The organism is Candidatus Moraniibacteriota bacterium (genome assembly GCA_016699425.1).
Taxonomy (GTDB): domain Bacteria; phylum Patescibacteriota; class Minisyncoccia; order Moranbacterales; family UBA1568; genus SSEF01.
This window is the reverse complement of the sequence record CP064975.1, coordinates 923,492-938,668: the sequence shown is the minus strand read 5'-3', so window position 1 is coordinate 938,668 and position 15,177 is coordinate 923,492. Positions and strand designations below refer to the sequence as shown.

The following is a 15,177-nucleotide window of genomic DNA, read 5'->3' as shown; positions in this document are numbered from 1 at the left end:
TACAAAACGAGTGATTGAGCGGGACGGGAGCGGGTTTGAAAAATGCCTTGCTTAAAAGGAAAAACCACGTTTCTCGCGGGGTTGACACTCTGTCGGATCGCGTGATAGAGTGGTGCATCAAGCCGAACTGCCCGGGGTGCGCTCATTCGCCCGAGTGGGGTGCTGGATGCTCATAATTCGACGATTGCTAGATAGTAGAGCCCGTATGGCCGAGATCAAACCCGACATCGAGACATTCGCCAAGATCAAAGTTGTCGGCGTGGGTGGCTCGGGTAACAATGCAATTTCACGCATGATCGATGCCAAGATCAAGGGCGTCGAATTCGTCGCTATCAATACCGATGCGCAAGCACTCCATCATTCCAAAGCGCAGGAGAAAGTCCATATCGGCAAGAACCTGACCAAGGGTCTCGGTGCCGGGATGAATCCCGAGATCGGTCGTCAAGCCGCCGAAGAGAACCGTGACGAAATTCAGGAAGTCTTGAAGGGTGCCGACATGGTGTTCGTCGCCTGTGGTCTCGGTGGGGGAACTGGTTCTGGTGCTGCGCCGATCGTTGCGGAGACGGCCAAGGAACTCGGCGCCCTCACCGTCGGAGTCGTCACGCGCCCATTCGCCTTCGAAGGGTCACAGCGTCGCGCCATCGCCGAAGAAGCGCTGAACAACCTGAAGGATCGCGTCGATACACTCATCACCATCCCGAACGACAAACTCCTCTCGATCATCGACCGTAAGACCTCGCTCATCAGCGCCTTCCGTATCGTGGATGATGTGCTCCGCCAGGGTGTGCAGGGGATCTCGGACCTCATCACCCGCCCGGGCATCGTGAACGTCGACTTTGCCGATGTCCGTGCCATCATGCAGGACTCGGGCTCGGCCCTCATGGGTATCGGTATCGCCAGTGGCGAGAACCGCGCCGTCGAGGCCGCCAAGGCCGCCATCAATAGCCCACTCCTCGAGCTCTCTATCGATGGGGCCAAGGGCGTGCTCTTCAATATCTCGGGCTCGACGGATATCGGGATGCTCGAGATCAACGAAGCCGCCAATATCATCACGGAAAATATCGACCCCAACGCGAAAGTGATCTTTGGAGCAGTGGTGGATGATCAGATCCGCAAGGGCGACATCCAGATCACGGTCGTGGCGACGGGCTTCGATTCCGGCAAGATCCAAGAGATGCCGATCGGTCTCGTGCAGCGCGCCAAGCCGAATCCGACCATCGGTCAGCTCACCCAAAAAGAGAGTCACGCGCAGAGCTATCGCCGCGAGGAACCGGTGACGGAATCGACCGATGAACCGGAAGAGCTCCGCACATTCACGTCCCGCGCTATCGAGCCGACCCCGCTCATCATCGAAGAAAAGATCCAGCCCAAGAGCTTCGGCCTCCGGCAAGAATCCAGGGATATCGTCGAGGAGGAAGACCTCGAAATCCCGGCCTTCATCCGCCGCAAGATGAAGAAATAATAGTCAAAACGCTCCGAGAGGGGCGCTTTTGTTCGTTGTTGACTATATGGCTGGCCTGGTGTTCAATACCGTGAACTGCGTATCATGTCGACCTCGGTAGCGTAAGGACTTTTACGGTACTCATGGTACGACGGGATCCTCCTATCGTATCCGGCCGGGCAACCGGGCGGTCTGCGGGCAACCGCACTCATCACTCTCTCCGGAGATCTTTAACATGACTACGCTTAATAAGTATCACGAACCAATCTTGGAAAAGCGACGCCACGAGTACCCGTTTCTGCTCGACTATGTCTTCGCTTCATATCGTTCCCCAGAGCTGTTCGGGGAAGAACGTGTGCGACACATCATCAGCGAGTACCTCGGCCGGCACATCCGACAAAACGTCGCGAAGAAGGATGGAGACACCGAGGCGGTGATTAAATCCCTCATCGAAGGTATCCAGGCCGGCTGTAACGGCAAGGATATTTTCGGGACTGACAGCATCAAGGCTATCGCCAATGAGCTGCAGCATGGCAATGCCACGGAGATCTTCATCGGCTTGACGGGCGTCGTCTTGCACCTGAAGCGTTTCGGTGACGGTATCGGCATCAAACCGCAAGATGCCAAAGGTGCGATCCATCGGAACGCAACCGAAATTTTTGAGGGGATGGCGACATACCCACGAGATGAAGGCGGTTACGATTCTTTTGACCCCTTTGTCCAAAGTTGGACTGTCACTATGCCGCGTTGGCAGACGTATGGGAATAAGAAGATAGATGTCGCAGCCGAGCTCGCTTCCGCGAGACGTTATGTGCCGGATGTGGAGTGGCGGATGGATATCGAGGCAGTGACGAGCGAGCTTCTTATGCTCTATATCGGCCAGAATGACCATGGTATAGCAGTCGGTCAGTATCACGGCATCCCCGTTAGTATGAGTATTCTCTTCGGGGGTGAAGAGCGGGATCAGAACTGGCGCAAGGGATCTGTCACTCGCGAAGAGTTCGTACTGGCGTTCTGCAGCAATTCAAGCGATAGCCCGTATATCCGATAAGAGCTCCGGATGGCCAATAAGCACAATACGTTCCAAAAAGCGGAATGTGGTATCGACTACGGAACGGAGCAGAGCTGTTTGAAGCAGTTGGCGAACATCCTCCTGAATGCGTTCTCTGCCAGAGATTTAGAGGAAACGGTTGCCAAGAATCCTCACTGGGTGGCGTGGAGAGAACAACCCGTCGAACCACCGCAATCGGAAGCGGCGCGTTGACATTCGCAGGTATCGTCCTGCAGCCGGTCTCACAAAATGTGGGATCGGTTTTCATTTGTCTTTAGAGAGACGGGATGACGACTGTGTGCGCTGCAACAAAGTGGGAGTGTGGGTAGACAGAGGAGTGGAGGCGTGATATCTTGAGCAGTCCGATTTCGGACATGGTTTTTGTGCGGAGACATACGTTGCCTCCTTTTCCAATCAACCCAGGAGACTTTCTCATGGACGTTCTATTGCTTCAGGTTGCCGCTCAGAAGATCGAATCGGATGGTTACTGGGGGCTGGGTAACGCAGCTAAACTGGTCGGTATGCCAACTGCGCTAGCCATCCTCATCGCCCATCTCCGTCTCGAACGCGGATCCAAGGATACCTGGCCGGCCGACCCCATCATCGACGAACAGGTCATGGAACTTCTGATGAAGGAGGTACCGGCGGTTCAAAACTTCCTCGGGAGGGACTGCGCACTCTTTTATGCCGACGAGTGGGATTGCCTCCAAAATTTCTCGGCCTACGCTGTGGAATGGCGCGACCGAGTTTGGTCGACCGTCGAACACGCCTACCAGGCGGCTAAGTACGATCGACCGGACATTATCGAACGTATCTTCCAAGCGCGTTCGGCTCACGAGGCAAAGAAGATCGGGGATGAGTCCATGTATCAAGACGATATCCGTCTTGATTGGGATGAAGTCAAGCGCCCCGTGATGAAAGAAATCCTCCAAGCCAAGCTTGCCCAGCACGAGTACGTGCGGAAGATACTTTCCAGGAGTCATGGAATGACGTTGGTCGAGGACACGCATAGGGATGACTACTGGGGTCGTGGTCCGAACTGGTCCGGCCAGAATTGGCTTGGCAAGATCTGGGAGGAAATTCGAGACGAAGTCTTTCCTGCATGAGCAGGCCTCTCGGTCTGTCATCCACGCCGCCTAGCAACACTGGGCGGCCTTTTCTTTTTCGCGTTGACCTACTGGTACTTTCCTGTATAATCGGAGGCAACCAAACTACTTCCGAAAGGGGAGTGTCATGGAGAACCTTATCAATTGGAAGCGAGTGTATGGCAATTTCGCCTTGCTTCTCGACGCCTATCGGCGGCAGGAATTTCCCTATCAACCCGAACATCTCGCTCGAGTGCCGCATCACATGGTGGATGTGCAGGCGCTCCCTGACTGGACCGCCAATGACTGGTTCTATACCACGCACCTCCTTCGGGGCAAGGTGCAGAGCCATATGGCGACCGCACGAGCCATCGAGCTTCGTGCGAAACACCCCGAGCTCTTTGATCCGTATGAAGCTGCCAAGTTTTCAGCAGCGGAAATTGATCGGCGACTGGAGCAAGTATTCGGGACGGTCCCGCCCCAGCAGCATTATGGCGAAGCTTGGCGGCGCAATTCCGAGATCCTCATCGCCTGGGGTGGTGATATCCTCGCGGTCTACGAGGGCCTCACGACCGAAGTTGAGGTCAGGGACCGCGTGATGAACAAGGGCGACGACACCCTACCGCTCAGAGAACGTGGGTTCTACGGGTTTCAGGAGAAGATGTGCGCCCTCCTCACCATCAACCTGATGCAGGCGGGTTTCATCCGGCGGATCAGCATGTCGTTTCCGGTGGACTTTCATCATACGCGAGTCCTCATCGGGACGGGTATGTTCAAGCTCGAGAATGGCTCGTACAATCCGAAATCGATCATGGCGGCGGGGGATGCTATCGGTCGGGCCTACCTCGATCGTTTCCCCGGAGTGGATCCGGTCAAGTTCTCGGAGCTACTCTTTATCCTCTCGCGCGAGGGCTGCCGGTGGGCTAACAATGAGCCCGAGACTGATTGGAAGGATCCTGCGACCATTAACCGCTTTCGGCGGAGCTGTGCCCCATGTCCGCTCGCCTTCCGCTGCGATCAGACCGTGCTCACACGAGACTACTACCCTGAGGGGAAGGGAAGTCCGCGCCGGATCACGGTCGTCTCACGGCCGAAGCCACCGCGTTCCTTTCGGCTCGGCTGAAGTGAGGGCCTCGTTCCCTCTCCGCCGCCTAGCAACACTGGGCGGCCTTTTCTTTTGACGCCAATTTGCTAGAGTGAAGGACGATCTTTGATTCGCATCCCCCTAACCCCCCCCTACCAGCTACAAGCTAACCCCTGAGTCCCTATGCGCTGCCCCTTTTGCAATCACCCCGAATCCAAAGTAACGGACTCACGCGAGACGCTTGAAGGCCGAGTCATCCGCCGGCGCCGCGAGTGTCTGTCGTGCCAGGCGCGATTCTCGACGCATGAACAGGCCGAGCTCTTTCGGGTGTCGGTGGTGAAGAAAGACGGCTCGCATCAACCCTATGAGCGCAAGAAGATCGAAGTGGGACTGCGCAAGGCCTTCGAAAAGCGGCCGATGGGGGATGATCGACTGGAGAAGCTCTTGGGGGCGATCGAATACACGATTGCTGAACGGGCGAAGAAGAATCAAATCGCCAGCCGCGATATCGGCACGATCATTTTGGATAAATTGAAAGACCTCGATGAGGTGGCGTATATCCGCTTCGCGAGCGTCTACCAGTCGTTCGGCAGCGCGCGGGGCTTCCGCCGAGTGCTCGAGAAATTCGATCAGTAATTCATGACTACGCGGGAGCGCGCCAGAGCGGAGCGAGCGGATACGGATATGTCCAGGTGGGTGACGGGGATAGCGATCGGACTCTCGGCGGGGATGCTCTTGTCCGCGTGGGCGGGGACTGAAGCGCGCGTGTTGGCGCTCCTCGGCCTGGTAGTGGCGATCATCATAGCGAGTCTCTTTCCGAGTCGCGAACGAATCATGCTGGGAATTATCAGCGCGCTCGCATTCGGGGCGGGGATGTTTTTGTATACTCAGGCCTTCACTCGTTGGTACGTGTTGCCGGAAACGGTAGCGTTTATGGGTCCGGTAGAAATCATCGAGCGCGGCGAAGCGAAGGTGTTCTATCGACCGATGACGCTGCGGCCGATCGACGTCATATGGTCGGGCGGTGACATCCTCTATCGTTCCCCGACTGATGTTGTCGGAATGCCGGGTGAGCAATGGGATTTCCAGTGCGCCGTATCGCGTCCCGAGAACTTCGAGCCAGGGTTCGACTATCGGTTACTCCTCGCGACGCGGGGCGTGGGATATGTCTGCGAACACGGCGGCCAGAGCCGTCTTTCGCCGAGCGAAGGGGTCAGTCTTCGGCAGAGGCTGGCTTCCATTCAGTCGGGACTCCAGGCCCGGATCAAGGCGCTCATCCCGGAACCGGAGGCGGGGCTCTTGTCCGGGCTCCTCATCGGTGGGAGTGATACGCTCGCCCCGGAGACGAAAGCGGCCTTTGCTCGGGCCGGACTGTCACATATCGTCGCGGTGTCGGGGTATAACATGAGCGTGGTCGCGGAGGGACTCGTCATCCTCTCGCTCGTACTGGGACTGTGGCGGCGCCTGGCCGTCGGTTTGGCAGTCATCGGGCTTGCACTCTTTCTCCTCATCATCGACGGATCGGCTGCATCGCTCCGGGCCGCTCTCATGGCGTGGCTCGCGTTCGGAGCCTATTTCGTCGGTCGGCCGGCTGCTTCGTGGAACGGACTCTTGCTCGCGGGGGTCGTGATGCTCTGCTTCAATCCGCTCCTCATCCGCTTTGATGTCGGATTTCAATTGTCATTTCTCGCGACGCTCGCCCTCCTCGTCTTCGCCCGACATTTCGAGACTTTTGCATTCTTCCGACGCTGGTACGGCAAGCTGTCGGCGCTGTTCCTCACGACGATCGTGATAGAACTCTTCACGCTACCGATCATCATCTCGGCCTTTGGGACCGTATCGTTGGTGGCGCCATTCGCGAATGCGCTCGTCTTGCCACTCGTTCCGATCGCCATGTTTGTCGGTATGGCCGCTATCGGACTGGCCGCGCTGGTACCGAGTTTGGGATTCCTCCTCATGCCGCTCGTCTGGCTGCCACTCGCTCTGATCATCCGGCTAGCCGAAGGGCTGGCGGTTGTCCCCTGGGCCAATCTGTCAGGGCTCGACATGACACCGTCTTTTGCCGTACTCTGGTATGTCGGTTTGGGACTGGCCGTCTACGGGCTCGAAAGAATACGGAAACGCTATGTATTGGGGATGGATCACTAAATCAGTTTTGATCGGCGCGCTGGCGACATTTACCCTCGCCTTCGGGTTGTGGTTGTTTTTCATCCAGACCAATGCCGCTGAAACGAAAGTAGTCTTCCTCTCGGTCGGCCAAGGAGATGCCATCCTCATCAGCCAGGGGATGAATCAAATCGTCATCGATGGTGGACGCGATGGGCGACTCCTCCTCTCGCGGCTCGGCCGTCATGTGCCGTTCTATGATCGGACCATCGAAGTCCTCATCCCGACCCATCCCGATGCGGACCATATCGGCGGGTTGTCCGCTCTCCTCGAACGCTACCGGGTGAAGACCGTGCTCGATACGGGGGCCCGGACGGATACGCGGTCGGCTTTTCTCTTTTATCGCGACTTGGAACAGGAGGGGGCGGACCGGGTCCCGGCACTGCGCGGTACGAGCGTGACATTGCCGGGTGGCGGGGCATTGTCCGTCGTTTATCCGTATGCGCCAGAGCCAGCCGATGTGCCTGAGACGAATGAGGGGAGTGTGGTGGCGCGCTTCGAGTACGGCGAGACGAGTTTCCTCTTCACGGGCGACCTCCCCGATGAGGAGCGGTTTATCCCTGATCTCACGCCGGTCGATGTGCTGAAAGCCGGTCATCACGGCTCGCGGTATTCGACCAGCGATGCCTTACTAGATCTGGTGCGGCCAGAGGCAGCGATCATTTCGGTCGGGAAGAATACGTACGGACATCCTCATCCGGCCGTCTTGGAGCGGCTCCAGACACACGGGGTCAATGTCTCACGGACTGACATGGAGGGCGATATCGTCTACCGCTGTCGGGAAAATGCCTGTCAGCGGGAACGATAAACCTGCGTCTCGTAAGGCATCTACACCGTCTGTTGGGTGTTGTTTTCCGAGAAGGAGTGTCACGTCTTGCAGAAAACAACCTTTCGTGTTACAGTCCCAGCGTAATCGTTTTCTCTAAAAGGAAGGTCTATGGCTGTCGCACATCCGAAGAAAGAACGCACTCTCGTGATCCTGAAGCCAGACGCCATCCAACGCTCACTCATCGGAGAGGTCATCCGCCGGATCGAGCGGACTGGGTTGAAGCTCGTGGCGGTGAAATTCATGGTCGCCAAAGAGGAACAGTGCTGGGAACACTATCAGAAGAACGAGGAGTGGTATCTGAAGAAGGGGCAGCGCGTCATCGATGACCGCAAGGCTCATGATCTGCCGATTGAGCAGGAGCCGCTTGAATACGGCAAAGACATCATCCGTACCATCGTCGAATACATGACATCCGGACCAGTACTCGGTCTCGTAGTGGAGGGGCTGGGTTCAGTCGCAATCACGACCAAGCTGGTGGGGAGTACCGAACCCAGTACATCCGATGTCGGGACGATCCGCGGGGATTTCACCATCGACACCTACAGTCTATCGGCCATCGACAACCGGGCCGTGCGTAACCTCATTCATTGTTCTGACAGTCCTGAGGAAGCCGAGCGTGAAATTGCCATCTGGTTTACGCCCGAAGAGCTCATCAACTACCGTCTCGTCCAAGAGCAAATCCTCTACGATGTGAACCTCGACGGCATTCTGGAGTAAGTCTCCAAGCCGGGAAATCAGGGCCCTTGACAGGGTCCTTTTTTCATCCCCTTGCAAAAAAATCCAGGAGGTATAGGATAGCGTATATTTCTCGGTGGGTGATCGAGGAGTAGGTGGTGGGTGCTGTCGGAAGATATGCACCTGCTGTGGTTCTTGTTTTGTGAGAAGGAGTGCAAAATGAACGCACAAGAAGGTGACCTTAGTGGTCTGGATCTGCCGGTCGTTGCTCTGGATGGGGAGTGGTTGTCGCCGCTCGAGATAATCAATAGACGGCTGTGTGTGGATGACTCCGGGGTGACCAATCCCAACCTCCGCACTCAGCCCTCGACGCGCTGGCAAGCGCATCGTGCGGATTCGAAGAAGAACGTGTAGAGTCGTGAACGAGCGACACAGCCACTACCCGTGGCGAACCTAGCTGCGCTGCAGCGAAGGAAGGAGTACCGCGATCCGGGCTCCTTTTCATTTCTCCTTCGGTTTGATATCCTCACTGTGTTTCAGAAGGCAATCGAGAGGAACAAAAATACGGGCTGTAGTATATCGGCAGTACGCGTGCATGGGGTGCACGTAGGCCGGGTTCGATTCCCGGCAGCCCGACAATTTCCGGCATCTTCGATGCTTGCAGAAGCTGATTATGGTACAATAAAGCTATAAGATTTGATTGAGCTAGTCCGTATGGAGACCACCCCGTATCTGTCGGTCCTGATTCCTGCATACAAAGAAGGGGAGCGCATCGGGCACAACCTCCTCGAGATTGACCGTTATTTGAAGAGCAAGTCCTTCACGTATGAAATCGTCGTCGTCGTCGATGGATCGCCCGACAACACAGCCGCTGTGGCGAGCAATTATGCGCTGACGGTTCCGAACCTCCGCGTCATCAATAATCCGGAGAATCATGGCAAGGGCTATGTAGTGCGTCAGGCACTGCTTGAGGGCAAGGGCGAGTATCGGGTCTTTCTCGATGCCGACGGCTCGACCGCTATCACACATCTCGATGCCTGTCTTCCATTCTTTCAGGAAGGCTATGATGTCGTCATTGGTTCGCGCAAGATCGAGGGTTCCTTCATCCAAGTCCATCAGCCCCGTCACCGTGAAATTATGGGCGAAGGCGGTAACTGGCTCATCCGTATTGTGCTCGGTCTCTGGAGTTTCCCGGATACGCAATGCGGCTTCAAGGCGCTCTCGGCCAAGGCGGCTGACGCGGTCGCGAGTCGGATGGTCGTGGACCGCTTCGGTTTTGATTTCGAACTGATTATTCTAGCGGAGAAGCTTGGTTTCAAGATCAAACAGATCCCCGTTCGCTGGATGAATGAGGAGGGCTCAACGGTGAGTCTCACGGGTCCGAATGGTTTCATCCAGGTCTTGATTGATCTCTTCAAGACGAAGTGGCGACTCCTGACTGGTCAGTATAAGATCCAGTGAGGACAAATGTCCGACAGAGGCATCGGTGAGAACCCAAAAACACACAAGAACAAAAGCCATGGCAGGCGAAGCAGAGAAGTCACAAGATAAAAAACAGCGATCCACATCAGAACTCCGGCAGGATATCGTGACGGGGGACTGGGTCATCATCGCAACCGCCCGAGGGAAGCGGCCGGATGATTTCGTCACGCCGCCCCGAGTGACGGGCATAGAGAGTCCGGATATTTTCGAAGACCCAAAAGCGAGTGGCCAAGAGGAGGATATGCTCATCTATATGCGTCCCGACGGGGATTGGAGCTTGCGTGTCTTCCCGAATAAGTTTCCGGCCGTGTCGCGCTCGAACGGGCGACCCAAGTCGCTCGCGGACGGTCCATATTTCGGCATGTCAGCGGTCGGGTACCATGAGGTGATCGTGACGCGCGATGCCTTGCGCTCGATCGCCGAACTCGAGACCTGGCAAGTGGCCGAACTCCTCGATGCCTATCAGGATCGCTACCTCTCGCTCATGAACAAGGCGAGCGTGAATTATATTCAGATTTTCCATAATCACGGCCACGAGGCCGGGGCGTCTGTCCCGCATCCGCATTCGCAGCTGATGGCGATCCCGGTAGTCGCGCCCTATGTCGAGTCGATTCTCTCGGGGGCGGAGCGTTTCTACAAGAGCCACCGGCAGCGGGTCTACGGGACAATGGTTGAGTATGAGCGCGAGAAAAAGAAACGGCTCGTCTTCGAAAACGATGACTTCGTTGTTTTTGCGCCGTATGCTTCACGGGTCGCGTTTGAATTGTGGGTCGTGGGAAAGCGTCCGAACCCGTACTTCGAGCGCATTACCGATGAGGAGAAATTCGCCTGCGGTGAGGCCCTTCAGAAGGCGCTCCAAGTACTGTATCGTGGTCTCGGCGATCCGGCGTACAACTTTTATCTCTACACCGCACCTTGCGATGGCAAGGAATACCCGCATTTTCAGTGGCATATCGAGATCGCACCGCACACAGCGACCTGGGCAGGATTCGAGCTGTCCACGGGGATTGAGATCTCTTCGATCGAGCCGGAAACGGCGGCCGCCTTCCTGCGGGAGAAACTCGAGAGCGCGTAGCCTATGTCACCGTTTCTCGTCATCGGCAATCTCAAGATGCACCTCCTCACCCATACTGAGGTGAATGAGTACTTGTCCCAGCTGCGGCGGGAGTCCGTAGGCAAGACCTTCGCCCATAGCCGGGGGATCATCGCGCCACCCGCGATCCATCTCCACGCTTTCAGTCATTTGCCAGCGGGTTTCACATTGGCCGCACAGACAATGGGGTGGGAACTGAAAGGCGCCTTCACGGGCGAGATCTCTCCTGCGATGCTGCGCGATGCCGGTGTCGGACATGTCATCCTCGGTCACAGCGAACGCCGGGCGTATGCCGGTGAGACGGATGCGCTCGTCGCGAAGAAAACCAGACTGGCCTTGAAAGAAGGAATCATTCCCATCGTCTGCCTCGGCGAGACGGCAGAGGAACGTCAGCGTGAGCAGACGACAACGGTCATTGAGCGAACGGTACGGACCGTGTTCGACGATCTCTCACCGCTTTTAGCACAGCGGGTGATCATCGCCTATGAGCCGCGCTGGGCGATCGGGACGGGCGTGACGCCGACGACCGCGGATATCCTTCAGGTGAAGGTGTACCTCCGTAAGCTGTTCTCCGGGCTTTATGATCCGGCGTTTGCCGAGCGGATGACGGTGATCTATGGCGGATCAGTCAAAGCGACGGCTCTCGCGTCAGTGTCTTGGGAAGCAGAGATGTCCGGTGTCCTCGTCGGCGGAGAGAGTCTCTATCCGCGCGAACTCGTGAAGATGCTACTCGAGGCGGAACATACCTTCAGTCACCCCGTATCGCAAACACTATGATTATTTCGGCCAAGAAAATCCTCACGGAAGCGCAGACAAAAGGGTATGCCGTCGGCGCGTTCAATACTGTCAATCTCGAGACGACGTGGGCCATCCTGGAAGCGGCCGCCGAAAAACATTCACCGGTCATCGTACAAATGACGGAGAAGACATTTCAGTATGGCGGAGGGCATGCGATGTATCATCTCGTGAAGAATATCGCCGACTTTTATTTCCCCGATATCCCGCTAGCGATCCATCTCGATCATGGGCGTAACCTGGCAGTGGTCCGTGAGGCGCTCGCGATCGGCTTCAAGTCGGTCATGATGGATGCCTCGACCCTGCCCTATGAAGAAAATATGGAGGCGACCGCGACGATCGTCCGTGAAGCCCATACCAAGGGCGCGACCGTCCAGGGCGAGCTCGGCAATGTGCCGTACAAGGGGGAAGTGACGGATATGGAGCATATGGACTGGGACAAGTACATGACGAATCCAGCCCAAGCCGATGCGTATGTTCGAACGACCGGGGTGGATACGCTGGCGGTCGGCATCGGCAATGCGCATGGTTCATTTCCTGAACGATCAGAACCGGATTTTGATCGGTTGGCGGCGATCCGTGAGCGCATCAAACTCCCGCTCGTCCTGCATGGGGCATCGGATTGGGAAGGAGAAAAAGTCGCGCGCGTGATCGGGCTCGGCGTCGCCTGTTTCAATGTCGAGACGGCGACCAAGACAGCGTTCATCACGACCTTGCGTGAGACCTTGCCGACAAACGAAGCGGTGGATATCCGGAAAATTCTCATGCCTGCGCGGGAGAGTTTCCGTGAAGCGGTGAAGCGGAAGATGGACCTTTTCGGTTCAACCGGCAAAGCCTAAACATAAACACACACAGGGTTATGGAAAAGAAACGGATCGCCATCAACGGTTTCGGGCGGATTGGTCGAGCGGCTTTCAAGATCGCGTTGGAAAAACCGGAGCTGGAAGTGGTCGCTATCAATGACTTGGCCGAGGTATCTATACTCGCCCACCTCCTCGCTCACGATACGGCCTATGGCCACTACGCCAAGACGGTCACGGTCGGAGAAGAGAAGCTCACGGTCGATGGGAAGGACTACCCGGTGTATGCTGAGCCGGACCCGCTGAAACTTCCCTGGAAGGACCTGGCGGTGGATGTCGTGCTCGAATGCACCGGCCGCTTCACGGATAAAGACGCTTCGGCGCAGCACATCACGGCCGGCGCGAAATGTGTTGTGCTCTCGGCCCCGTCGAAGGGGGATGATGGAGCGGTGCCGACCTTTCTCCTGGGTGTCAATGCGGATCAGTACGCTGGCGAAACCGTCATCTCCAATGCGAGTTGCACGACGAATTCCCTCGCCCCGATCGCCAAAGTGATTCATGAACGCTTCGGTATCGAGAAGGCGCTCATGAGCACGATCCATTCCTACACGGCCGATCAGACACTGCAAGATGGCCCGCACAAGGACTTTCGTCGAGCCCGGGCTGCCGCGCAGAATATCGTTCCGACGACGACTGGGGCAGCGATTGCTGTCACGCAGGTGATCCCGGAACTCAAGGGGCGTTTCGATGGGCTTTCGTTTCGTGTCCCGACCATCGTCGTATCACTGACTGATTTCACGTTTCTCCTGAAGCAGAAGACAACGGTGGAAGAGATCAATACGGTCTTGACCGAAGCGAGCCGCAATCCACGCTTCGCCCATGTACTAGATGTCACGGACGAGCCACTGGTTTCATCTGACTTTATCGGTAATCCGCACTCAGCAATTGTCGACCTGTCGCTTACCAAGGTGGTGGACGGTGATCTGGTGAAGGTGGTCGCGTGGTATGATAATGAATGGGGTTACTCGAACCGCCTCGTCGAGATGGCGGCTTTGGTGAAGTAAAAACAAAATCAGCGGGACGATATGTATGACGTCCTTATCAAGAACGGGACTTTGATCGATGGCTCTGGTGAGCCGATGTTTCAGGGCGACCTGGCCGTCCAAGAGGACCGGATCGTCGCGATTGGCAACGTGAACGGTGCGGCGGAACGGGTCATCGATGCGACGGGCAAATATGTTACCCCCGGGTTTATCGACGTCAATAATCACTCGGACACGTATTGGGAACTGCTGGCCTTTCCGGAATTAGAGAGCCTCCTCTATCAGGGGGTTACCACTATTGTCGGAGGGAACTCCGGCTCGTCACTAGCGCCGCTCACCCGGGCCGACATCATCCGTTCGATCCAAAAGTGGACCGATGTGAGCCGGGTCAATTTCAACTGGCTCACGATGGAAGAATTTTTCTCGGCGGTAGAGAAGCGCCGGCCGGCGGTGAATTTCGCGACCCTCGTCGGGCACGGGACGCTCCGTCGCGGCGTGATGAAAGATGAAACACGACCGATCCATGATGCCGAAGTGGAAGTGATGGAGCGACTCTTGAAACAAGCGCTCCACCAAGGGGCGATCGGTTTCTCGACCGGACTCCTCTATACGCATGCCCGTGGTGCCCACACCAATGAAATTCTCCGGCTCGTGGAACTGCTCCGGGGCGAGAAGGGTGTCTATGCGACCTATGTCCGCAATGAAGGAGAGGGTCTCGTTGGGGCGGTAGAAGAAGCCGTGACGGTCGCTCAAAAATCGAAAGTCCCGCTGCACATCTCGCACCTCAAGGCGGTGGGGGAGAAGAATTGGCCGCTCATGGATGAGGCGTTTAATCTCATCGAGACGGCGGCTTTGAACCAGCTAGATATCAGTTTCGATGTTTACCCGTATACGGCGACCGGTTCGGTGCTGTACACTTTCCTGCCGACGTGGATTACAGAGAATGGCGCGCGACTCATGCTCGCTCGGCTCCGTGACCCGGAGGTCCGGAGCGCGGTCGTCGCTGAGATGCAGAAGAACGGGGTCGACTACTCGTCGATGATCCTGTCGGTGACCAATATCGGTAAAATGCTCACTCGGCGCAAGGTTTCCGACATCGCACATCTCCATAGCAAGCCGCCGGAGGAAGTCATCATCGATGTGCTCCTCGCGAGCGAAGGTCGGGCGATCGTATCGCTTGAAACACTCTCGGAGAAAAACGTCCAGAAGGCCATCCGGCATCCATTTTCGATCGTCAGCTCAAATGGCTCGGGCTACAATCTCAAACACGCTGAAACGGGTGATCATGTTCACCCGCGGAACTTCGGTACCTTTCCACGAGTCTTTGCTGAATATGTCCGGCGTCAACGTTCGCTCTCCTGGGAAGAGGCAGTGCACAAGATGACGGGGAAACCAGCGAAGAAATTCCGGCTGGAAGGCCGGGGATTCCTCACGGTTGGGTCCGCGGCGGATATTGTCGTCTTCGATCCAGAGACTATCGCTGATAAGGCGACGATGGAAGACCCTTATCAGTATGCCGTTGGTGTGGAGGCGCTCTTGGTGAACGGGATTTTGACGATTGAGAACGGGGTGTATAATGGCAAGCGGCCGGGTCGGATCTATCGCAAACCCCATTCGTGGCTTCCCTGGTAGT

16 protein-coding genes and 1 tRNA gene are annotated in these 15,177 nt (G+C 56.6%); all 17 read left to right on the top strand.

Annotation, left to right across the window (positions count from 1 at the left end):
- Positions 1-205: 205 nt before the first annotated feature.
- Positions 206-1,462, top strand: a complete 1,257-nt coding sequence (gene ftsZ / locus IPJ68_04930; GenBank protein ID QQR78392.1) for a cell division protein FtsZ — start codon at positions 206-208, stop codon at positions 1,460-1,462.
- Between the two features lie 214 nt (positions 1,463-1,676).
- A complete protein-coding gene (locus IPJ68_04925; protein QQR78391.1) occupies positions 1,677-2,492 on the top strand; it encodes a hypothetical protein in 816 nt (271 codons plus the stop codon).
- 9 nt (positions 2,493-2,501) lie between these two features.
- Entirely contained in the window at positions 2,502-2,705 is a 204-nt protein-coding gene (locus tag IPJ68_04920) for a hypothetical protein (GenBank protein QQR78390.1), read from the top strand.
- Between the two features lie 221 nt (positions 2,706-2,926).
- On the top strand, positions 2,927-3,598 hold the full coding sequence (locus IPJ68_04915) for an NADAR family protein (GenBank protein QQR78389.1): 672 nt from the start codon (positions 2,927-2,929) through the stop codon (positions 3,596-3,598).
- A gap of 127 nt (positions 3,599-3,725) precedes the next feature.
- The gene (locus tag IPJ68_04910) at positions 3,726-4,700 is read left to right on the top strand and encodes a hypothetical protein (GenBank protein QQR78388.1); all 975 of its coding nucleotides are present in this window, start codon (positions 3,726-3,728) and stop codon (positions 4,698-4,700) included.
- A 144-nt stretch (positions 4,701-4,844) separates the two neighbouring features.
- Positions 4,845-5,297, top strand: a complete 453-nt coding sequence (nrdR, locus tag IPJ68_04905) for a transcriptional repressor NrdR (protein QQR78387.1) — start codon at positions 4,845-4,847, stop codon at positions 5,295-5,297.
- Positions 5,298-5,345: 48 nt separating this feature from the next.
- Positions 5,346-6,809 carry a ComEC/Rec2 family competence protein gene (locus IPJ68_04900; protein ID QQR78386.1) on the top strand — a complete coding sequence of 488 codons (1,464 nt, stop codon included), beginning with the start codon at positions 5,346-5,348 and terminating at the stop codon, positions 6,807-6,809.
- Positions 6,787-7,635, top strand: a complete 849-nt coding sequence (locus tag IPJ68_04895) for an MBL fold metallo-hydrolase (protein ID QQR78385.1) — start codon at positions 6,787-6,789, stop codon at positions 7,633-7,635. Before IPJ68_04900 ends, IPJ68_04895 begins: the two co-directional genes overlap by 23 nt.
- 129 nt (positions 7,636-7,764) lie before the next feature.
- Positions 7,765-8,373 carry a nucleoside-diphosphate kinase gene (locus IPJ68_04890; protein ID QQR78384.1) on the top strand — a complete coding sequence of 203 codons (609 nt, stop codon included), beginning with the start codon at positions 7,765-7,767 and terminating at the stop codon, positions 8,371-8,373.
- 135 nt (positions 8,374-8,508) lie between these two features.
- A complete protein-coding gene (locus IPJ68_04885) occupies positions 8,509-8,745 on the top strand; it encodes a hypothetical protein (protein QQR78383.1) in 237 nt (78 codons plus the stop codon).
- A 151-nt stretch (positions 8,746-8,896) separates the two neighbouring features.
- Positions 8,897-8,967 (top strand) — tRNA-Pro (locus IPJ68_04880).
- Positions 8,968-9,045: 78 nt separating this feature from the next.
- Positions 9,046-9,792 carry a glycosyltransferase family 2 protein gene (locus IPJ68_04875; GenBank protein ID QQR78382.1) on the top strand — a complete coding sequence of 249 codons (747 nt, stop codon included), beginning with the start codon at positions 9,046-9,048 and terminating at the stop codon, positions 9,790-9,792.
- A 58-nt stretch (positions 9,793-9,850) separates the two neighbouring features.
- A complete protein-coding gene (locus tag IPJ68_04870) occupies positions 9,851-10,888 on the top strand; it encodes a DUF4921 family protein (protein ID QQR78381.1) in 1,038 nt (345 codons plus the stop codon).
- Positions 10,889-10,891: 3 nt separating this feature from the next.
- Positions 10,892-11,683 (top strand): triose-phosphate isomerase, encoded by a 792-nt coding sequence (gene tpiA, locus IPJ68_04865; protein ID QQR78380.1) that lies wholly within the window; start codon positions 10,892-10,894, stop codon positions 11,681-11,683.
- Positions 11,680-12,540 carry a class II fructose-bisphosphate aldolase gene (locus tag IPJ68_04860; GenBank protein QQR78379.1) on the top strand — a complete coding sequence of 287 codons (861 nt, stop codon included), beginning with the start codon at positions 11,680-11,682 and terminating at the stop codon, positions 12,538-12,540. The genes tpiA and IPJ68_04860 overlap by 4 nt, the downstream gene beginning before the upstream one ends.
- Before the next feature lie 20 nt (positions 12,541-12,560).
- Positions 12,561-13,565, top strand: a complete 1,005-nt coding sequence (gap, locus tag IPJ68_04855; GenBank protein ID QQR78378.1) for a type I glyceraldehyde-3-phosphate dehydrogenase — start codon at positions 12,561-12,563, stop codon at positions 13,563-13,565.
- A gap of 21 nt (positions 13,566-13,586) precedes the next feature.
- Positions 13,587-15,176: a D-aminoacylase gene (locus IPJ68_04850; protein QQR78377.1), complete on the top strand. Its 1,590-nt coding sequence runs from the start codon at positions 13,587-13,589 to the stop codon at positions 15,174-15,176.
- Position 15,177 lies beyond the last annotated feature (1 nt).